Annotated in this window: 14 protein-coding genes and 1 pseudogene; 7 read left to right on the top strand and 8 right to left on the bottom strand. The window is 70.5% G+C overall.

Annotated features, from left to right (window positions below):
* The first annotated feature begins 136 nt into the window (after window positions 1–136).
* Window positions 137–2071 (top strand): DUF6541 family protein, encoded by a 1935-nt coding sequence (locus C3V41_RS06090; protein WP_106109525.1) that lies wholly within the window; start codon window positions 137–139, stop codon window positions 2069–2071.
* A gap of 102 nt (window positions 2072–2173) precedes the next feature.
* Here C3V41_RS06090 and C3V41_RS06095 read toward each other — a convergent pair whose 3' ends face one another.
* From C3V41_RS06095 to C3V41_RS06105, 3 genes are all read right to left on the bottom strand, one after another.
* A complete protein-coding gene (locus C3V41_RS06095; RefSeq protein WP_254423706.1) occupies window positions 2174–4321 on the bottom strand; it encodes an N-acetylmuramoyl-L-alanine amidase in 2148 nt (715 codons plus the stop codon).
* Window positions 4322–4452: 131 nt separating this feature from the next.
* Complete coding sequence (locus C3V41_RS06100; protein ID WP_106109527.1) at window positions 4453–5532, bottom strand: NAD-dependent epimerase/dehydratase family protein; 1080 nt, start codon at window positions 5530–5532, stop codon at window positions 4453–4455.
* 126 nt (window positions 5533–5658) lie between these two features.
* A complete protein-coding gene (locus C3V41_RS06105; RefSeq protein WP_106109528.1) occupies window positions 5659–7632 on the bottom strand; it encodes a DUF6541 family protein in 1974 nt (657 codons plus the stop codon).
* Window positions 7633–8114: 482 nt separating this feature from the next.
* Here C3V41_RS06105 and C3V41_RS06110 point away from each other — a divergent pair.
* The 3 genes and pseudogenes from C3V41_RS06110 to C3V41_RS13680 form a co-directional block, all read left to right on the top strand.
* A pseudogene (locus C3V41_RS06110) lies at window positions 8115–9158 on the top strand (glucosaminidase domain-containing protein); the annotation flags it as partial.
* Window positions 9159–9280: 122 nt separating this feature from the next.
* Window positions 9281–10543 carry an LCP family protein gene (locus C3V41_RS06115; RefSeq protein ID WP_106110707.1) on the top strand — a complete coding sequence of 421 codons (1263 nt, stop codon included), beginning with the start codon at window positions 9281–9283 and terminating at the stop codon, window positions 10541–10543.
* A 745-nt stretch (window positions 10544–11288) separates the two neighbouring features.
* Window positions 11289–12191 (top strand): LCP family protein, encoded by a 903-nt coding sequence (locus C3V41_RS13680; RefSeq protein WP_254423707.1) that lies wholly within the window; start codon window positions 11289–11291, stop codon window positions 12189–12191.
* A gap of 75 nt (window positions 12192–12266) precedes the next feature.
* Here C3V41_RS13680 and galE read toward each other — a convergent pair whose 3' ends face one another.
* The 3 genes from galE to C3V41_RS06135 all read right to left on the bottom strand — a co-directional run bounded on the left by galE (window position 12267) and on the right by C3V41_RS06135 (window position 15376).
* The gene (galE, locus tag C3V41_RS06125) at window positions 12267–13256 is read right to left on the bottom strand and encodes a UDP-glucose 4-epimerase GalE (protein ID WP_106109530.1); all 990 of its coding nucleotides are present in this window, start codon (window positions 13254–13256) and stop codon (window positions 12267–12269) included.
* A 177-nt stretch (window positions 13257–13433) separates the two neighbouring features.
* Window positions 13434–13955 (bottom strand): 5-(carboxyamino)imidazole ribonucleotide mutase, encoded by a 522-nt coding sequence (gene purE, locus C3V41_RS06130; protein ID WP_106109531.1) that lies wholly within the window; start codon window positions 13953–13955, stop codon window positions 13434–13436.
* A 164-nt stretch (window positions 13956–14119) separates the two neighbouring features.
* Window positions 14120–15376: a 5-(carboxyamino)imidazole ribonucleotide synthase gene (locus tag C3V41_RS06135; protein ID WP_106109532.1), complete on the bottom strand. Its 1257-nt coding sequence runs from the start codon at window positions 15374–15376 to the stop codon at window positions 14120–14122.
* A 113-nt stretch (window positions 15377–15489) separates the two neighbouring features.
* Here C3V41_RS06135 and C3V41_RS06140 point away from each other — a divergent pair, with 113 nt between their 5' ends.
* From C3V41_RS06140 to C3V41_RS06150, 3 genes are all read left to right on the top strand, one after another.
* Entirely contained in the window at window positions 15490–16677 is a 1188-nt protein-coding gene (locus C3V41_RS06140) for a hypothetical protein (protein ID WP_106109533.1), read from the top strand.
* Between the two features lie 111 nt (window positions 16678–16788).
* The gene (locus C3V41_RS06145; RefSeq protein ID WP_106109534.1) at window positions 16789–17307 is read left to right on the top strand and encodes a GtrA family protein; all 519 of its coding nucleotides are present in this window, start codon (window positions 16789–16791) and stop codon (window positions 17305–17307) included.
* A gap of 219 nt (window positions 17308–17526) precedes the next feature.
* Window positions 17527–18234, top strand: a complete 708-nt coding sequence (locus tag C3V41_RS06150) for a DedA family protein (protein WP_106109535.1) — start codon at window positions 17527–17529, stop codon at window positions 18232–18234.
* Between the two features lie 25 nt (window positions 18235–18259).
* Here C3V41_RS06150 and C3V41_RS06155 read toward each other — a convergent pair whose 3' ends face one another.
* Both C3V41_RS06155 and C3V41_RS06160 read right to left on the bottom strand, forming a co-directional pair.
* On the bottom strand, window positions 18260–19339 hold the full coding sequence (locus C3V41_RS06155) for a sensor histidine kinase (protein WP_106109536.1): 1080 nt from the start codon (window positions 19337–19339) through the stop codon (window positions 18260–18262).
* A 36-nt stretch (window positions 19340–19375) separates the two neighbouring features.
* Window positions 19376–20056 carry a response regulator transcription factor gene (locus C3V41_RS06160; RefSeq protein WP_106109537.1) on the bottom strand — a complete coding sequence of 227 codons (681 nt, stop codon included), beginning with the start codon at window positions 20054–20056 and terminating at the stop codon, window positions 19376–19378.
* Window positions 20057–20121: the final 65 nt, after the last annotated feature.

Raw genomic sequence — 20121 nt, forward strand, 5'->3', positions numbered from 1 at the left:
CCCAAGAATAGCCGCACGCAGAGTGGTCGACACCAGTCCCGTAGGTTCCGGCCAGTTCCGCCTGGAGTCACCCGGCCCCGGGAGACGGCCGCCAGAAGGCAGGGCGGACTGCGCACGGGTAGGTAGAGTATCCTCCGTGTGGTCCTCACTCATACCCGTCTTTGCCTCAGCGGCTACGCTGCTGTTCGTTCCCGGCGGCCTCGTCGGCATCGCCGCAGGGCTGCGAAAGTCCTTGGCCATTGGCCTGGCGCCAGCGATCTCCGTAGGGCTCATCGCCGGAACAGGCGTTATCGCCCCCATGCTCGCAGTTCCCTGGGGGCTGCTAACGGTCTCGGCAGTGACCTTGTTCACTGTCATCGTCATCCTGGCTGTCAGGCTCGTGCTCGCCAGGCGACACCCTGAGCGTCGGAGAACCAGCGCTTCGCAGTGGCCGCGGCTTGGCACTCTCGTGACCTGGTGCCTGGCATGGCCGCTATCAGCGGCAGTGACTGGACTCACTGTGTGCCGCATTATCAACACCCCCAACGCTATCTCACAGACCTTTGACGCGGTCTTCCACCTCAATGCCGTGGAGTGGATACTCCAAACAGATAACGCGTCCTCGCTGCGTTTCTACCTGGAGGCCCCCGAGGGGTTCGTCTACCCCGTCGGGTGGCACACGCTCGTCGCCCTGTCCATGAAGCTGTGCCACGCGACCGCCGTCCCCGTGGCCACGAACGCGACCGTACTGGCCGTCGCCGCCCTGGTGTGGACCTCCGGGTGCCTGACGCTGACGCACGTCATTTTCCGTGGACACCACCTGGCCCTCTTTACAGCCGCGGTCATCGCCGGAAGCCTCAGCGCCTTCCCCTCCGTCATGCTGTCCTGGGGGGTGCTTTACCCCAACTTCTTCGCGATCTCCCTGCTTCCGTCAGTCCTGGCCGCCACCCACCAGCTGCTGACGGCAGCGGACACCCAGCCGACTCCTCTCCTCCTGCCCGCGGGGATCCTGGCGATCGGAGGCCTCGGACTGTCCCAGCCCAACACCGTAGTCACCCTCGTCATCGCCTCGGTCGTCCTCAGTGTGACCACCGTCCTGGGTACCTCACAGGACAAGGGCGCCGCGGCCAGGATCCGCCGTCAGGCCTACGTCGCCAACGCCCTGATCATCGTCATGGCGGTGACGTGGATCTTCCTGCGCCCGCCGTTTGAGTCAGCGATCTGGGAGCCCAGCTACGCGACAAGCGGATCGATCGGGGAAGTCGTAACCACGATGCCCGTACAGCTCCCGGTGGTCTGGACAGCCAGCGTACTGACATTTATTGGCTTTGTCGCCGCCCTGCGTACCCGCCCCTACAGGTGGCTGGCCGTACTCCACATTACGACAAGCATCCTCTACGTCGTCGCCCGGTCCACCAAGGACGAGGAGATACGCTATATCTTCGTGGGCACCTGGTACAAGGACGCCAGCCGCCTGGCGGCCCTGATCCCGGTCACCGCGGTTCCCCTGGCGGCACTCGGCATGATCGTCCTCGCCCGGTGGGCTCGGAAGGCGGTAGCCGGGAGACTCACCGTCCCGCAGTGGCTGGTGCGTTCCTCGTACCCTGTCATAGTTCTCGCCCTGGTGCTCACCGGCCCTCTCTCAGAGGCCATGTCCGACACGGTGAAGCTGGTGGAGAAGGGCTACCTGATGTCTGCCGACTCGTCGTCGCTGACCCCTGACGAGTACGCCCTGATCGAACGGCTGCCGGACTTGATTGAGAAGGACGCCGTAGTAGCTGTCGACCCTGGGACAGGGGCGTCCCTGGCCTACGCGATCTCCGGGGTCGACACCAACCTGAAGCACCTTCTGCACCGGCACAACACGGATATCGACAGAGTTGACTACAGGCTCAACAAGGCAAGCACCGACCCCGCTGTCTGCCCCGCCCTGAGACGCATGCGGATCACCTACGTCCTGTACTTCCCGGGCAAGATCATCTCAGACAAGAAGCCGGTCCCCGGGTTCGCGCACCTGGACAACGCCCCGGGATTCGAGCTGGTCTCCCGGCAGGGCAAGGCGTCCCTCTACCGTATCACCGCCTGCGGATAAGGCCGACGCGACCACGGCACGTAAAGACTTGCTCCCGAGGTGTTACCTCGGGAGCAAGTCTTTCTCGTCGCCCACATCAGCCGACGCGGGGAGGAGGAAACGCTACGCCCCCTTCGCGGGCTGCTGGGTGACCAAGGCGCCCGTAGTGGGGTCCAGGTAGTACCACGTCGAGTCCAGCAGAATCCAGCCCGTGACCATGGCGCCGGTGGCGGGGTCAAGATAGTAGCGACCAGAGTCCAGCTGAATCCAGCCGGTGGCCATGGCACCGCTGTCCGAGCGGAAGTAGAACCAGCGCGAGCCGACCACCGTCCACCCGGTGGCCATTGCCCCAGAGGCACCGAAGTAGTACCAGTCGGACCCTACCTGGACCCAGCCGGTGACCATGGCGCCGTTGGTGGGGTCGAGGTAGTACCAGCGCGAGCCGACCTGGATACGTCCGAGAGCCATGGCGCCGGTGGCGGGGTCCAGGTAGAACCAGCGTGAGCCGACCTGGAGCCATCCGGTGGACATAACACCGGTAGCGTCGAAGTAGAACCAGTCCGGACCGATCTGGGTCCAGCCGGTGGCCATGGCGCCGTTGGTGGGGTCCAGGTAGTACCAGCCAGAGCTCAGGTGAATCCAGCCGGTGGCCATGGCACCGCTGTCCGAGCGGAAGTAGAACCAGCGCGAGCCGACTGCAGCCCAGCCGGTGACCATGGCACCGGTACCGGGGTCCAGGTAGTACCAGTTCTCCCCTACCTGGACCCAGCCGGTGGCCATGACGCCGGGAGAGGAGAAGTAGTACCACGACCCGCCCTCGTGGACCCACCCGAGGTAGTTGGTAGAGGGGCGGCTGGAGATCTGCGCCTGGTCCTGGGCGATGGAACGGATGGTCCCCAGCATGGAGTAGCCGGTGTCCCCCGGGCAGGCGGTGTTCCCGGAGTCCCGGTGCCCGAAGATACGGGGCAGGTTCAGGACGGTCCCGGCCTGGTACTTCTCGGTGGTGCGCACCAGGATCCCGGCGACCTGGTTGACGTCGGTGTAGCCGGCCCGTCCCAGGAACCAGCCCGCCATCTTGCCTACCCGGTCCAGGGTCATGTCACTGGGGCGGACCCAGGAGTAGTCGCCCAGCATGGAGATGCCCATGCTGCCGGTGTTGACCCCGCGGGCGTGGGCGCCTATGACCATCTGGCCGGGAGCGGCCGCCAGGGAGCCTGAGCGCCCCTCGAAGACCTGCCCGTACTTGTCGACCAGGAAGTTGTAGCCGATGTCGCCCCAGTCCAGGACGACCGCGTGGTAGTGGTAGATACCGCGCACGATCGAGGCCGACTGCCAGGCGCTGTAGTTGTTGGTCCCCGCCGTGTGGTGGACCACCACGTGGTGGGCCGCCACGTACTCCGGGTCCCACGTCATGACGGAGGGGTCGGCCCCCCAGTCGGCACGGGTGTTCACGTCCACAGGCAGGGACCCCACGGAGCTTCCTGCCCCGACCACGGCCGGCTGCGTGAGGTGGTCGCCGCTACCAGTGGTCGAGTCGGTGGTGTCCGACGTCGTCCCCGCTCCGCCACCGGGCAGGGTGGCCGGGGAGGTCAGCCGGTCAGCAAGGGAGTCCTGGGACTCCGTGGAGGAGGCGACGACGCCGGTGGGCTCGGCCGCCGTGGTCTCCAGGTCACCGGCCTGGAGGGTCGCCTCCCCGGAGGGCGTGGCGGGCACCATTGCCAGGGAGAGGTCCGCGGGCAGGTCCTCGCTCCTGCCCGCCACACTGACCTGGACGGCGTCGGCACCACCGGTGACGAACTCGTCGCTCCCGGCGACCCCGCCGGTGTCCTTGCCGGCGGAGCTGGGCCCGCTCTCGTACCAGGGGGACCACGCGCCGTTCTCACGCACCCGCAGGTAGACCGACAGGCCCTCGGGCAGGGTGTCCGTCCCGCTCCAGCGGAACCCCGCCACGAGGAAGCTGTCCACCTTCACGGGGTCGGTCAGGACGAGAGGGGCGGTGCCAGGAGCAGGGGTCGGGGAGGAGGTGTCAGTGGTGCCCGCGTCGGCCTGGGTGCCGGTGTCCTTTGAGGCGGGGGCCTGCGGGGCGGAGGCGGCCTGGTCCAGGCCCGCCTGGCCGACCTCGGTGACGTGCCCGCTGGAGGTGGTCAGGGGGAGGATCTGGACGGGTGCCGGCCTGGTGGCGGGGTCGGCTACGGCGACGGTCGCCGGCACCAGGCCGAGGGCCAGTAGCGCGCCCGCCAGGAGCGCGCGAAGGGGTCGGGAGGCGGGCATGGTTGACCTTCCGTGAGGAGAACAGGGGCTAGGACGCTGAGACTCATGGGACTGAGACAGACGAGGCAACCTTATCATACCGCCTGAACAGGGTGGCAACCCCGCAGGCAGAAAAAGGCGCTGATATGGAATTACCTACCCTGCTCCTGCTGGGAGGCCATGCCCCTCTGAGCGAGCTCGTCCAGGGCGCGGTCCCAGGCGCTGGAGTCCACCCCGGGCTGGTTCCACGAGGCCCGGATAAAGTCAGTGATGGCCTCCTGGCTGGTCCACTTCTGCTGCGGGGCGCCGATAGCGCGGTAACGGGTCATGTCGGCGCAGGCGTGCTCAATGTCGCCGGCCCGGTGAACCGGAAGATACTCAATACGGGCGACGCCCTGGGGGGATCCGGCGGCAGCGGCCTGCGCCATCTGGGTGAGGTTGGTGCGGACCCCTGTGCCGCAGTTGACGGTCAACGGGCAGGCGACGTCGTCGTGCCCGGCAGCGAGCCAGGCCAGGAGCTGCGCCAGGTCGGCAACGTGCACGAAGTCCCTGGTGGCCGAGCCGTCCCCGTAGACGGTCAGGGGACGGCCCTCACGCAGACGGGCCAGGAACGCAGCCAGGACACCGGTGTAGGGGTTGTGGAGCGCCTGACCAGGGCCGACCACGTTCTGCGGGCGGACGACCGCCAGCGGGACGCGTCCGGTCAGGGCCCGGGTCAGGAGCGCCTCGCCCTCGACCTTGGTCTGGCCGTAGAAGGAGACCGGGGCCAGGGCGTCGTCCTCCCTGGAGTCACGTGAGACGGCCTGCTCACAGCACGCCCCTGTGACCTGGCCGTGGGAGGGGCAGACGTAGGGCCCCTCACCATAGACGGCACGGGAGGAGGTGAAGACCACGGGCGCGTCCCAGGACAGGGCGTGCTCGGCGGCAAGCCGGGTCCCGTCAACATTGACGTGACGGTAGCGTTCAGTCTCGTACATGGACTGGGCGGTCCCGGTCTCAGCCGCCAGGTGGATAATGACGTCGGCAGGCCCCGCCTGCTCCCAGTCGGCCGGTACGGTGGTGTCACCGACCACGACCTTTCCGGGAAACCGGTCCACAGCCCCTTGAGGGTCGTTGTGGACCTGAGGGTGCAGCACGTCCAGGGCGGTAACCTGCCATCCCCGGTCACTGAGCTCACGCGCCACGTACTGGCCGATAAAACCAGCACCTCCGGTGATAAGGGCCTTTGGCATCCATCCTCCTAGTTCGGCAGGGACCCGAGCGGGCCGCTGAATCACCAGGATTCTACAGCGTGACAACGGCACCACCGGCCTCGCGTCCCGCCTCCCCCGGCGTCAGGCTCTCGCCCGTAGACGCGGTCAGCCGCAGGAGGCGATTCTCCACAGGCTGACCGTGCTCGCCGAGGCCACCAGCTCCATATCGTCAGTAGGCCACGCGGTCAGGGCCGTGTCCCAGCGCAGAGGGGCCTGCCGCCCCTCCCACTCGGTACCGCTCCGGTCAACCTTGAGGTAGTACTCAGCCCCCAGCTCGTGCAGCAGGTCGCAGGTGTACGAGCCCGGGCGCAGGTCCGGCTCCTGGCGTGCCAGGAGCTCCGCGGCCGACCCAGGCGTCGGCTCTGAGCGCAGCGGGTACACGACGTTGACACCCCCCAGCGACCACAGGTAGCTCGCACCTCGCGACGGTGCGCCGACGACTACGGCGTCAGCGGGAAGACGGCCGCCCGCTGACGCCATGAAACTCGCCTCCTCAGGCGTGACCAGGACACCGTAGGCGATCTGCGTGGCATTGTGGACCGACCCCGCCAGGGCCGCCTGCAGCGGCACACGTCCCAGTGCCGTCACGCACACGACCGCGGCAAGGACGGCGAGCGCCCTGCGTCCAGGGTGTCTCCCCAGCAGGTAGCGCAGCCCCATGGCGGCCAGCACCAGGCCGGGGACAACGAGGATCGGCTGAACACGGGCCTTCTGCAGGTACCACGGGCTACCGATCTGACGCCCCCACCACTGGGGGCCTCCTATAAGCACAACGAGGCACAGCGCCAGTACCGCCGCCACCAGCCAGGGACGTGCCTGGGGCACGTGCACCGCCGCCAGCACCGCCAGGACACACACCGTGCCTCCCAGCGGCAGGCCGTGGGAGGCGAGAGGACCGTACTGCGGCAGGTCGAGCAGCGCCTGCCCCAGCGTTCCCAGCAGGCTCCCACCAGGACGTGGATAGCTCAGGACCAGGGCCAGGGTACCTCGCATGACCCATGCTCCCGCCAGGACGCAGACGGCAAGCACGCCCAGGACCGACAGTGTCATTGTCCTGCACCGGCCTCCGGCCCTCACCAGGCGCACCAGGACGATCACGGTGAGCGGCGCCAGGAGCACCGCGATATTGAAGGCGCCCGCACCGTGAGACAGGGCCGTCCCGGCAGCCGCCCCCAGGAGCAGCAGACCACTCGTCAGCAGATCACGTAAGAGCGCCTGACGAGTCCGACCGTCCCCCTTGTCAGCCACCGTCAGGGACAGGACGCGCACCAGACGCAGTCCCAGGACGAGCACCCCGGGCAGGCAGACCACGCTCACGCTGTAGGCCCACACCGACAGGGTGCCCAGCAGCATTGTCGGGGCCCCCACCGTGGCGGCGCTCAGGACGACGGCCAGGGCGACCGCGGTACGGTTCTGAGGGCGGGCGTCGTCGTCAAGAGCCTCGGTCAGCAGGCCGGTCACGGCCAGCGGCCAGGCCAGGGAGCCCACGACGAGCACCATGATATTCGAGGCGACCGTCACACTGGCGGGGAGCAGGGCGACCACCCCGTGCCACACGGTCGGGTAGTAGGTCGGGGCCCCCTGGTAGAGGACCGCCATGCTCCCGAAGCTGGAGGCGTTGCCTGTCTCCCGGATCGCCTGGACGGCATTGAGGTGGAAGACGATGTCAAAGGACTGGCCCGGGGTGGATACCGAGCCCATGCCGATCAGCGTCCCCACGGCGAGGACGAGGCATGCGACCACGACCGCGCAGGGCACGAGGTCGCCACGCCGAGCACGCGGGTCACGCGGCCCGTCATCGGGCCGGGCCCGCCAGTCCCCGGGGCAGACCCGACGGATAACCGCGAGGACACCGGCGGCCACAGCCGTGGTCCCCGCGATCGCGGCCCAGCCCCAGGGAACCCAGGCCCACCCGCCGGCAGCGGCCACGACCTCCGAGATCCCTGTGACGGCACAGCTCAGCGGTAGTGCGGCGCTCACCGCCCCCCAGCCGCGTACACCCCCCAGGCGGGCCAGGAGCAACCCGGGGGCGATCAGGACCGTGGCCGCCAGCAGGACACCGGCGATAACGTGAGTCATCTGCCACCGCCCGCGCCGCCTGAGCTGACGTCGACCGCCCCGTGCCTGGTCCTGGCGTACCGGACCGCCAGCGGAAGCCCGGTCCTTCCCGGTGCGGGCACGGGAACACGCATACTTCCTCCAGTGGGCTGAGCGTCGGTGCGGGCACAGTATAGGACCGTCCTCGCGGGCCAGTAAGCCGAGGGCTAGGATGCGCCGTGAATCCCGTCAGTCGCACCGGCACGTGTTCCCCAAGTCGGCGCACGTGCGTGCAGTGCCGCCCGAAGGAGTCCTTTGTGACCGTTCCTCGATACCTGCGCCCCGCGCTCGTGGTGCCTGCGGTCCTCGCAGGCCTTGTCGTCCCGGGCTCCTCCGGGGCCTGGGCGCAGGAGGTGCCTGCCGTTCCCGCGGTAGTCCGCCCGGCCGCGGGCTCCGACCAGGTCGCTGCGACCGGGCAGGACGGCCACGGGCAGGCGGATCCCGCCTCCCTGTCCCGCGGCACCTGGGTGGCCTCCGGCGGCCGGTGGTACTACCGGACCCCGGACGGCGCCAGTGCCACGGGCTGGGTACAGGACTCAGGATCGTGGTACTACCTGGACTCCACCGGCGCCATGGTTACCGGCTGGCTGCCCAGCGGCGGCTCCTGGTACTACCTGGGAGCCTCAGGGGCCATGGTCAGGGGGTGGATCCAGGTGGGCTCCTCCTGGTACTACCTGGATTCCGTCACCGGTGCCATGGCCACCGGCTGGCTCCAGATCGGCTCGCAGTGGTACTTCCTGGACTCCACCGGTGCCATGGTCACCGGTTGGCTGCCCAGCAACGGCTCCTGGTACTGGTTGGGGGCCTCAGGAGCCATGGTCACGGGAACCGTCCAGGTCCAGGGGCAGTGGTCCGGCTTCACCAGCAGCGGGGCGTGGACCGGCTACCTCAACGGCTGGGTCCTGGACGGGTGGACCTACACCCGCTACGTCGACGGCGTAGCCACCGCGTCCCAGACCCTGCGCCCGGTCATGGCCGCCCCGACAGCCTCCAGGGACGTCCTGATCGCCACCATGACCTCGGCCTACGCGGCATCGGGCTGCTCCTACCCCGCATGGGCCCTCACAGCCGGAGGGGCGGGTACGCCCCAGGAGTTCTTTGCCATGGTCTACGACGAGGCGGTCGCCGAGGGGGTCAGCCCCGAGCTGCTCTTCGCCCAGGTGATGAAGGAGACAGGGTGGCTCCAGTTCACCGGTGACGTCGCCGTCGAGCAGTTCAACTTCGGTGGCATTGGCGCCACCGGCGGCGGGGCAGCCGGCAACTGGTTCCCCGACGTGCGCACCGGCCTGCGTGCCCAGGTCCAGCACCTGCGTGCCTACGCCGACCCCCAGGTGACCCCGGGCGCCCTGGCCCACGCCGTCGTCGACCCGAGGTTCGCCTACGTGCGCAAGGGGTCAGCCTCCTACGTCCAGTACCTCGGCATCCAGGAGAACCCCGCCCGCGCAGGCTGGGCGGCCGCCCGCTACTACGGGATGGACCTCGTTGACATGATCAACCAGTATTTCTAATAGTCTTAGATTGTCTCTTAGGTCTCACGTCATCAAACATGCCAGGGACTATGACGTGGGCAGGCTCTCAAACCCTGGGCCCTAGTGTACGCACCGGCGCCGGGTTCCGTATGATCGTGTCCATGCCACCGTCTCCCATGTCGCGCGCGCGCCACTCCACCAAGGACCTCAGCCGGCACATCGGCCGACGGTTCGGTCTGTCCCTCCTCGCCATCGCGCTGTTCCTGACCTCCGCGGCCTACGGGGTGTACAACCAGCTCAACTCCCAGATCGACAGGCAGGACGTCACCACGCTGCTGGTGGACGACCCGACCGCCGCGCCCTCGCACCCCGTTGACGACTTTGACGGCAGGCCCGTCAATATCCTCATTATGGGCTCGGACGTCCGCAGGGAAGGCGAGTACGACGACGGCACCGAGGGGATGCGCTCCGACACCACCGTGATCTTCCACCTCTCGGCGGACCGCAAGCGTATTGACGTCGTCTCAATACCCCGCGACACCATGCTCTCCATCCCCTCCTGCAAGCTGCCCGACGGGAGCAAGAGCGAGGCGCAGAGCTACGCCATGTTCAACTCGGCCTTCTCTACCGGCGCCAACAGCAGCAGCAACCCCGCTGACACCAAGTACGCCGCAGCCTGCGCCATGAGGACGGTGGCGAACCTCACCGGAATGCGCATTGAAAACTTTATGGTCATTGACTTCTCGGGCTTTGAGAGCATGGTCAACGCCCTGGGCGGCGTCCCCATGTACCTGGACGAGCCCATTGAGGACCAGAACGCTGACCTCTCCCTGAGCGCAGGCTGCCAGCGGCTCAACGGGCAGCAGGCACTCGGCTACGCCCGGACCCGCTACAGCGTCGGCGACGGCTCCGACATCTCCCGTATCAGCCGCCAGCAGAAGCTCATGGCCGCCATGATGCGAGCGGCCATGAACAAGAACCTCCTAACCGAGGGACCGGCTCTGTACGACTTTATCTCAGCCACCTTGTCGTCCCTGACCGTGGACCCCGCGATCGGCAACCTGTCCACCCTGGCGGGGCTGGCCATGAGCATGAACAGCATCGGGATGCAGAACGTCAACTTCATTACCATGCCCAACACGGTCGACCCCCTGGACGACAACCGCGTGATCCCTACGGACGACGCCAGCACGGTCTGGGAGGCCCTGAGGAAGGACGCCCCGATCCCCGGCACTATCACCCACACCTCCGCGGACGGCTCCACCACCGCCCCCACGGACCAGCCCTCGACGCCCAGCGCCTCTGACGGCCAGGAGACCACGCCCGATCAGGGTGCCCCGGCGCCCGCACCTGCTCCGGCGCCCGCCCCTTCCGGCCAGAGCGCCCCGGTCCCCACCAAGGACCCCGCGCTCGAGTGCCGCTGAGGGGCACCGCATGACACCTGAGACCCCCTCGAACCATCCTGGCGCCGACGACTCACTCATCCCGCCCTCCTTCGTCCCCGGTGCGAGGCGTCAGCGGCCCGCGCCCAGGCAGGACCCGCCGCAGGCAGCAGCCCCACGCCGTACCTCCGCGCACCAGGCAGGCGCCTCCCAGGGGCCACCGCCGGCGTCCGCGGGACGCTCGGGGAGCACGCCCCGGCGCCCCCTCTCCCAGCGCCTCCCCCAACCGGGGACCCCCGGTCAGGAGGGCGGGCAGCCCGGAGGGGACGGCAGTCCCCGGCAGCCGCGACCGGTACCCCAGGCCCCCCGCCCCACCCGGTCCGGCCCTCCCTCACCACCCCGGCCCGCTGGCGGCGCACCGGCCCCCGGGCCCCACAGCCGGGCCCGTTCCGGCTCCTCAGCGGTGCCACTGGCCGCCTCCGGACCCGGTGGCGGGCCCGAGGGGCACCGACGCGCTGCGCCCAGGCCCGGCCAGTCCTCCCGGGACGGGGCGGAGGGGCCTGACCGGACCCGGCTGCTGCCCGGCTCCCCCAGCAGCCGGACGCGCCCGGGCCAGGTCCGTCCCGGGCAGCCCGGCCAGGTGGGCTACACCCAACCGCCAGGACCAGCCCGTCAGCTCCCTCGGCCCGGCGACCCGTTGCCTGCTGGCTCCCCGTTCCCCGGGGGGCCCGAGGGACCGACGTCGGGACGTCGGCGGCGCCCACTGCGGTGGGCCGTCCTGGTCCTGGTGGTCCTGCTGGTCCTGGTGGCCGGCCGCATCTGGATGCTGGTGGACGACGTCAGCAGCAGGCTCCACAGGGTCGACGCCCTCTCTGGGGCCGCGGACACCCCAGGTGAGACCTGGCTCATTGTGGGTTCCGACGCACGTGACGCCGCCGTGACCGACGACACCGAGGGTGCGCGCAGCGACTCGATCATGCTCCTGCACAAGGCGCCCAACGGGCAGGCCTCACTGACCACCCTGCCCAGGGACACCTACGTGGAGATCCCCGGGTACGGCGAGGACAAGATCAACGCGGCCTACTCCTACGAGGGCCCGGCCCTGACGGTCAGGACCGTCGAGAAGCTCACCGGGCTGACCGTTGACCACTACGTGGAGGTCGGTATGAACGGGGTCGCCCAGCTCGTGGACGCCGTCGGCGGCATCTCGGTCTGCCTGGACTACGACGTGGACGACGCGGACTCCGGGCTGGTGTGGGACACGTCCCGGGGCACCTGCCAGGATGTGGACGGCACCAAGGCGCTGGCCTACTCCCGTATGCGCAAGTCGGATCCCACCGGGGACATCGGTCGTGGCCTGCGCCAGCGGGCGGTCATCTCGGCGGTGGTCTCCAAGGCCATGAACGTCGGCACGCTGCTCAACCCCTTCCGGCAGGACTCCCTGGTCGACGCCGGCACCCAGGCGCTGACCGTGGACCGGCAGGCCACGGTCCCCTCCCTGGCGCGCATGGTCATGGCCTTCCGCTCCGCCTCGCACGACGGCCTGACCGGTGCGCCCCCGATCGAGTCACTGGACTACGAGCCCGGCGGTATCGGTGCCGCGGTCCTGCTGAAGGACACCACGGCACCAGGCTTCTTTGAGGCCCTGCGCAACGGGACCCTGACCAAGGCCTCCTTCAACCACTCCTGACCCCCGCCCGCGCGGGTGCGCAGGGCCCTCGCGGGTACGTGCCTGGGACGGGCACGTACCCGCGGGCGGAGCCGGTCAGACGAAGTGCGGGCGGGCGGGGTCGGCCTGCCAGGAGGTGTAGGAGGAGGTGACAATGTCGTCCAGGTCGTGCTCGGCTCGCCAGCCCAGCACCTTGCCAATGCGCGTGGCGTCGCCGATGAGCTGGGGCGGGTCCCCGGCGCGGCGGTCCAGCTCCTCGGGCACCACGTCCAGGCCGGTAGCGGCAATGACCTTGGAGACGACCTCGCGCACGGAGGCCCCCTGCCCGGTGCCGACGTTGAAGACGTGCTCGGTCATGGTCCTGCCGCTGGCGAGGTAGTCCAGGGCGGCAATGTGCGCCGTCGCCAGATCCCGCACGTGGATGTAGTCACGGACGCAGGTGCCGTCAGGGGTGGGGTAGTCGGTGCCAAAGATCTTGGGGGCCTCCCCCTTGGCCAGACGCTCCATGACCATGGGGATGAGGTTGAGGGTGGCCATGTCACCCAGGTCGTCCCAGCCGGCGCCCGCCACGTTGAAGTAGCGCAGCCCGGCCCAGCGCAGGCCCCAGGCCCTCTCGGAGTCCGCCATCATCCACTCCCCGATCAGCTTGGTCTCCCCGTAGGGGTTAATGGGGTGGCACTCGACGTCCTCGTTCACGACGTCCACCGGGGGCATCCCGTAGACGGCCGCTGAGGAGGAGAAGATCATCTGGTCCACGCGGGCGCGCTCCATGGCCAGCATCATATTGGCCAGACCACCGACGTTCTGCTGGTAGTACCAGGCCGGGCGGGCCACGGACTCCCCCACCTGCTTACGGGCGGCGAAGTGGATGACGGCGCTCACGCCCCGGGACTCCATGAGGTCGGTGAGGACCTTGACCGCCCCACCGGAGGCGACGTCGAGCTCGACGACGTCGGCACCCTTGACGCGGCTGGGGGAGCCGTAGGAGAGGTCGTCGACGACGACCACCTCGTCCCCGCGCTCAAGAAGGAGTCGGACCACGTGGGCGCCGATGTAGCCGGCGCCTCCGGCAACGAGAATGCTCATGGGCCCATCGTAGCGCACAGGGTGGCCGAAAACCCCAGATCCGAGCAGAATCGAACAGAACCGAACGACAGGGGGCCGCCGCGGCCAGCTGCCGGGCCTGCCGAGACTCGCTCTTAAGAGGGCGCGCAGGCGGTGCGGGTGGACGCCCTGCCCCGCGCCCGGTAGTGCCGACGGGCCTCAGCCCTGGCAGCGGCGCTGGCGCAGCGCCTCCCCCTTGGCGTGGGCCACCTGGGAGAGCCGGTCCTGGAAGCCGAGCATGGCCTCACGCAGCCGCTGCGCCTGCGGGCCCTGGCCGGCCCCCAGGACACGGACCGCCAGGAGCCCGGCGTTGCGGGCCCCGCCAATGGAGACCGTGGCCACGGGCACGCCCGCGGGCATCTGCACGATCGAGAGCAGGGAGTCCATGCCGTCAAGGTGCCTGAGCGGCACGGGCACACCGATGACGGGCAGCTCGGTGACGGCCGCCAGCATGCCCGGCAGGTGTGCGGCCCCGCCCGCGCCCGCGATCACGACCCGCAGGCCCCTACCCGCGGCGCCCCGGCCGTAGCTGATCATCTCGTCGGGCATACGGTGGGCGGAGACCACGTCGGCCTCGTAGGGGACCTGGAACTCGTCCAGGACGTCGGCGGCGGCGCTCATGGTGGGCCAGTCGGAGTCCGAGCCCATCACAATGCCGACCAGGGGGGCTGCGTTAGTCATGTCATATTCCTTCAGGTCGTGGGGCTGCCACAGTACGCGGGACCCCGGGGAGGGGCGGGTCCGACGCGCCGCCCCTGCCAGCGCCTACGCGTCTCCCCGTCGTCTCAGGACCTGCCCCCGGCCAGGCCGGTCGCCCTCACCGTGACCGGTGCCTCCCCGCCGTCTCAGGACCTGCCCCCGAGGGCGGCCACCACCGCGCGGGCCCGGGCCAGGGCCTGGTCAATGTCAGCGGGACCGGTACCGGGGCAGGTGATATTGACGTGCCCGAGCTTGCGGCCGGGCCGCCAGCCCTTGCCGTAGAGGTGGACGTGCGCCTGCGCGTCCGCCGCGAGTGCCCGGGCCAGGGCGTCCGGGCCCGGCTCCACCTGGGCGCCAATGTGGTTGACCATGACGGTGGCCGGGGCCGTCAGGGCGGTCGAGCCCAGGGGCAGGTCCAGGACGGCACGCAGGTGCTGGGCGAACTGGCTGGTCACGGCGCCGTCCTGGGTCCAGTGACCGGAGTTGTGGGGACGCATGGCCAGCTCGTTGACGTACAGGCGCGCGGGCTCGCCCGGCCGCTCCACGCAGAAGAGCTCGACGGCCAGGACGCCGGTGACCCCGCAGTGCTCCGCCACGGCCCGCCCGATCCTCTCCGCCTCCGCCACCGCCTGCGCGGACAGCCCCGGCGCGGGGGCGATGACCTCGGCGCACATGCCGTCCCTCTGGACGGTCTGCGCCACGGGCCACAGCTCGGTCTGCCCGCTGGGGCGGCGCGCCAGGAGCACGGCGAGCTCACGGGTGAAGGGGACGGCCTCCTCCACCAGCAGGCTGGTGACCGTCGCGCCGCCCAGGCTGCCGCCGCCACCGGCCTGGGTGGTGGGCAGCCCGGCCCCGGCGCGGGCCACGACGTCGATCCACTCAGCGGCCTCGCCCCGCCCCAGGTCCTCGGCGTCGCGCACCAGCAGGACGCCGTGGCCGTCGTAGCCGCCGCGCGGGGTCTTGAGGACCAGGGGCCAGCCGTGATCGGCGGCGAAGTCCGTCACGGCATGACGCACCTGGTCGGCGCTCCCGGTCACCTCCGCCCAGACGGGCTGGGGCAGGCCCGCCCGGCTCATGGCCCGACGCATGGCGAGCTTGTCGCGGGCCAGGAGCAGGGCCTGGGGGCCGGGCCGGACGCTGACCCCCTCAGCCTGGAGGGCGGTCAGCAGGGCGGGGTCCTGGTGCTCGTGCTCGAAGGTGAGCACGTCCGCGCCGGCCACGACCCGGCGGACCGCGCCCGGGTCGTCGGCGGCGCCCACGGGGGCGTCCACGGTGACCTGGGCGGTGGAGCCGTCAGGGGCCTCCACCAGGGCCCGCAGGTGGATCCCCAGGGCCGAGGCCTCCTCCTGCATCATGCGGGCCAGCTGCCCACCTCCGACAACAGCCACGACCGGTGTGCTCACGCCCCCAGCCTACCTTCCGGTCCCGGCCAGCGGCACCCGAGCACCGGGACCTTGCGAAAGGGTGCCGGGCACGACCGGAGCGGCGGGGCGGGCGGGCCCCGTAGGCTGCCACCGTGCTTCCTCGACCTCCCCGCACCGTGCAGGTGCTGGCTCTCTGGGCCGCCTGCACGGCGACCAGCCTGCTCATTCTGCGCCTGGGTGCCGCCGACACCGGGGCGACGCCCTGGGCTGGTCCGGCGCCCTCCTGGGGCGAGCACCTGCGTTTCTGGGACGCCGGCTGGTACGAGCGGATCGCCAGACAGGGCTACCCCGCCGTCCTGCCCGTGGACGGGGCGGGGGTGGTCCAGCAGAACGCCTGGGCCTTTATGCCCCTCCTGCCGCTGCTGACCGGGCTGCTGACCTGGAGCGGGGCGGGCTTCTACCCGCTTGCCGCCGTCGTCTGCCTGGCCGCGAGCGCGGGGGCGGCCGTGGTCCTGGACCGGTGGCTCGCCCCCCGGGCGGGAGGGGCGGCGTCGCTGTGGGCGGTCGCCCTGGTGTGGTCCTCCCCCTGCGCGGCCGTCCTCCAGGTGCCCTACGGGGAGTCCCTGGGGCTGCTCCTGGTCTGCGCGGGCCTGTGGCTGGCGGGGCGACGGCGGTTCCTGGCGGCCCTGCCCCTGGTCGCCCTGGCCGCCCTGGCCCGGCCGGTGGGGGTGCCCCTGACCGGCGCCCTGGGCCTGTGGTGGCTCATGGAGGAGGCCCAGGCCCGGGGGACGGTACCCCGGGCGGCCTTGGCCCGCCTCCTGCCGGGCCACGAGGTCCTGGAGGCCCGGCAGCGTCGTGGGCTCCTGGTGCTGGTGCTGGGGGCGGCGACGGCGACGGCGGCCTGGCCGGTGGCGGCCTGGCTGGTCACGGGGCGGGTGGACGCCTACACGGCCACCGAGACGGCTTGGCGCCAGGGGGCGGCCCCTGACGTCCTGCCGTGGCTGGCCCGCAGCGCCACCTGGGTGGGCCCTCACCTGGGGTGGCTGCTGGTGCTGGGCGTGCTCGCGGCCGGGGCCCTGGTGCTCAGCGCCCCGGGGGTCCGGTCCCTGGGTGCGGTCCCCTGGTGCTGGTGCGTGTCCTACTGCCTCTACCTCCTGGTCTTCTTTGACCCTACGTCCTCGGTCTTCCGCCTCCTGCTGCCGCTGGCCCCCGCGGCGTGGGCGGTGGGCCGGGCCGGCACCCGGGTGCGTGCGCTCCTGCTCGTGGCGGGGGTGGTCGGGCAGCTGTTCTGGGTGAGCTGGGTGTGGGACCGTACGGTCCAGATGACCTGGATACCGTGAGCCGAGGGCCCGAGGCCGCTGGCCCCGCGGCCCTCCTCGCATTAGTGAGGTAGGCCCCGAAAGCGTGGACGACGTCGTCCCCCCTGGTCGGCGGCCTCCTAGGATCGGTCCGTGACCAAGCAGAGCCCTCCCCCACGTCCTCGGAGCCTGCGTACCCGCCTGGTGGCCCTGGGACGGGAGTTCGTCCAGTTCGGCCTGGTCGGGGCGCTCGCCTTCGTCATTGACGCGGGCCTGTTCAACGCCCTCCAGCACGGGCCCCTGGGCCTCCTGGCCGGGCACGCCAACACCGCGAACGTAGTCAGCGCCAGCACTGCGACGGTCTTCTCCTGGGTGGCCAACCGCCTGTGGACCTACCGGGGCCGGACGCGCCAGGACGTGGGGCGCGAGGCCCTGCTCTTCGTCTTCGCCAACGTCGGCGGCCTGCTCATCACCCAGTTCTGTATCTTCTTCACCCACCACGTCCTGTACCTCACCGGGGCGGTGGCGGACAATATCGCCGCCTACGTCGTCGGGTTCGGCCTGGGTACCGCCTTCCGCTTCGTCTTCTACCACTACATCGTCTTCACCGGGGGCGCACCCGAGCCCGGCCCGGCGGGCCCCGCCGACGCGCAGCAGGCCGACGACGCCTAATGGCCCCGCGCCCGGGGCTGCCCGCGCGATTGGCGTCACTCCGCAGTCGGTCAGTCGTGACGGCCCCGCGCCCGGGACTGCCACCGGGCCAGGCCGGTCCGGCCGGTCCCACAAGGGCGGGGGCGGGCCTACCGCCCCCGGTCCCCACGTGGCCGATCCCATAGGCTGCCCGTGGTCCGTCTCCCAGCACCTGGGGGCCGGTACGCCTAGGGTGACGCCGTGACTGCTCTGACCGCCGCCCACTCCCTCCTTCCGGCGACGCCCCTTCCCGCCCTGGGCCCCGAGTGGCTGGATCCCGCCTACATCATTAACAGCTTCGTCAGCTGGGTCGGCCCCTGGGCCGTCCTGGGTGTGGCCCTGGTCGTCTTCGCCGAGACCGGCCTGCTGGTCGGCTTCTTCCTGCCCGGCGACTCCCTGCTCTTTACCCTGGGCATGTTCGTGGGCGCGGGCACCGTCGGCGTGCCGATCTGGGTCGCCGCGCCCGCGGTGTGGCTCGCCGCCGTCATCGGCAACCAGACCGGCTACTACATCGGCCACCGGGCCGGACCGTCGATCTTCAACCGGCCGGACTCGCGCCTGTTCAAGAAGGAGCACGTGGAGCGCACGGGGGCCTTCTTCGAGAAGCACGGGGGCAAGGCGGTGACCCTGGCCCAGTTCGTGCCGATCGTGCGCACCTTCACTCCCGTTATGGCGGGCGTGGGCCGGATGAGCCACCGGCACTTCACGATCTTCAACATCATTGGCGCCACGTTCTGGGCGTTCCTCATCACGTGCCTGGGCTTCTTCCTGGGCTCCGTGACCTGGATCCAGAAGAATATCGACTCCATGATCCTGGCAATCGTCTTCGTCTCGGTGCTGCCCATGATCATCGCCTGGGCCCAGGCCAAGATCAAGGCCCGCAAGGACGGCGTCTCCGAGACCGCGTAAGGCGGCGCTCCACCGCCAGGCCCCCTCAGAAGCGGCGCCGTCGGCCCACGCTCACCACGGCGCCCTGGGGCAGGACCTGGTCGGGGTCCAGGGACCTGGGGACGGCGTTGAGGAGCACGGTGAACACGGCAGGGCGGCGCTGACGCAGCTCAATGCGTCCGCCGTCGGCCTCCACCAGGCTCTTGGCCAGGGCCAGGCCCACCCCCGTGGAGCCGTGCCCGGACACGGAGCGCTCGAACACGTAGGGGGCCAGGTCGTCGTCGATCCCCTCCCCCTGGTCGGCGACGTCGATAAAGACACCGTGCCCCCCGGTGGCGCTGCGCACCGAGACGCTGGTGGTGCCCCCGCCGTAGCGCAGGGAGTTCTCAATGCAGGTGGCTAGGACCTGGGCCAAGGAGCCGGGGGTGGCCAGGACCGGCATCCCGACGTCGTCACTAAAGGTCAGGCGGCGCCCGGCCGCCTCGAAGGCGGGGCCCCACTCCTCACGCTGCTGCTCAAAGAGGTCCTCCAGGCGTAGGGCCTCGGTGGAGCCCCCGCCCTTGCGCCGCGAGACCCTCAGCAGGTCCTCCACCACGCCCGTGAGCCGTTCCACCTGCTCCAGGCAGGCGCGGGCCTCGGCGCGGGTGTCCTCGTCCGGGGCCAGCAGCTCCAGCTCCTCCAGGCGCAGGGTGAGGCTGGTCAGCGGCGTGCGCAGCTGGTGGGAGGCGTCGGAGGCGAACTGCCTCTCAGCCGCCAGGCGGCCGGCCACCCGCTCGGCGGAGCGCACGAGCTCGGCCTGGACCAGGTCGATCTCCTCGATACCGCTGGAGCGCAGCCGGGGGCGGACCTGGCCGCTGCCCAGCTGCTCGGCCTCGGCGGCCAGGTAGATCAGGGGCGCGGAGATACGCCGTGAGACCTTGGCGGCCACCACGAAGGCGGCTACCAGGGCCACCGCGGTCAGCACCAGGAGGGTGGCCACGACCATGAGGACCACCTGCAGGCGGTCCTCGGCGCCGGCGGTGGTGCGCATGGCCAGGACGACCCACACCCCGCCCAGGGGGATCCCCAGCAGGCCGACGGCCACGAGGACCGTGACCATGGTCATCTCCATGGCTCGACGACGCATGACACCTCCTGACGGCCGCGCCCGGTCCCGACGGCCTCAGGCGGCCGTGAGACGGTAGCCCTCACCGTCGGCCACCAGCAGGGCGGGGGCGTCGACGTCGTCCCCGAGCTTGCGGCGTAGCCAGGTGACGTGCATCTCCAGGGTCTGGCGGGTCCCGGTGGGGTCCTCGCCCCAGACCTCCTTGAGTATGTCGTCCGCGGCCACCGCCCCGCCCCCCAGGGAGGCGCCGCGCACCAGGACCCGCAGGAGCTCGAACTCCCGGATGGTCAGCTGGAGCTCGCGGCTGCCCACGAAGGCGCGTCGGCTGGCCACGTCCACCCGGACGCCCCCCACGCTCAGGGAGTCCTCGGCCACCTCGCCGGAGGCCCGCCGTACCTGGGCCCGGACGCGGGCGAGCAGCTCGGCCAGGCGGAAGGGCTTGGTGACGTAGTCGTCCGCCCCGGCGTCCAGCCCGACGACGAGGTCGGTCTCCTCGCTGCGGGCGGTGAGCATGAGGATGGGGGTGGCCAGGCCCTGGGCCCGGACCTGACGGGCCACGTCGAGCCCGTCCATATCGGGTAGTCCCAGGTCCAGGACGATAATGTCGGCGTCCTGGACCTCGGCGAGGGCACCGGTGCCGGTGCCGTGGGCGCGGACCTGGTACCCCTCACGCCCGAAGGCGCGGGCGAGGGGCTCGGAGATCGCGGGGTCGTCCTCAACAAGAAGCACAGTGGTCACCCTGACGATACTAAGCGAGGCGAGCGCCCGGCGTCATCATCCTCCAGGAGGAGAGCAGCGCCCGG

Origin of the sequence: Actinomyces sp. oral taxon 897, from assembly GCF_002999235.1 — a bacterium.
Lineage (GTDB): Bacteria > Actinomycetota > Actinomycetes > Actinomycetales > Actinomycetaceae > Actinomyces.

Bases quoted from the DNA above. Each gene is read 5' to 3' on its own strand.
- purE (WP_106109531.1), bottom strand. From the start codon at position 13,955: ATGACTAACGCAGCCCCCCTGGTCGGCATTGTGATGGGCTCGGACTCC.
- C3V41_RS06100 (WP_106109527.1), bottom strand. From the start codon at position 5,532: ATGCCAAAGGCCCTTATCACCGGAGGTGCTGGTTTTATCGGCCAGTAC.
- C3V41_RS06095 (WP_254423706.1), bottom strand. From the start codon at position 4,321: ATGCCCGCCTCCCGACCCCTTCGCGCGCTCCTGGCGGGCGCGCTACTG.
- galE (WP_106109530.1), bottom strand. From the start codon at position 13,256: ATGAGCATTCTCGTTGCCGGAGGCGCCGGCTACATCGGCGCCCACGTG.
- C3V41_RS06115 (WP_106110707.1), top strand. From the start codon at position 9,281: ATGCCACCGTCTCCCATGTCGCGCGCGCGCCACTCCACCAAGGACCTC.
- C3V41_RS06105 (WP_106109528.1), bottom strand. From the start codon at position 7,632: ATGACTCACGTTATCGCCGGTGTCCTGCTGGCGGCCACGGTCCTGATC.
- C3V41_RS06155 (WP_106109536.1), bottom strand. From the start codon at position 19,339: ATGCGTCGTCGAGCCATGGAGATGACCATGGTCACGGTCCTCGTGGCC.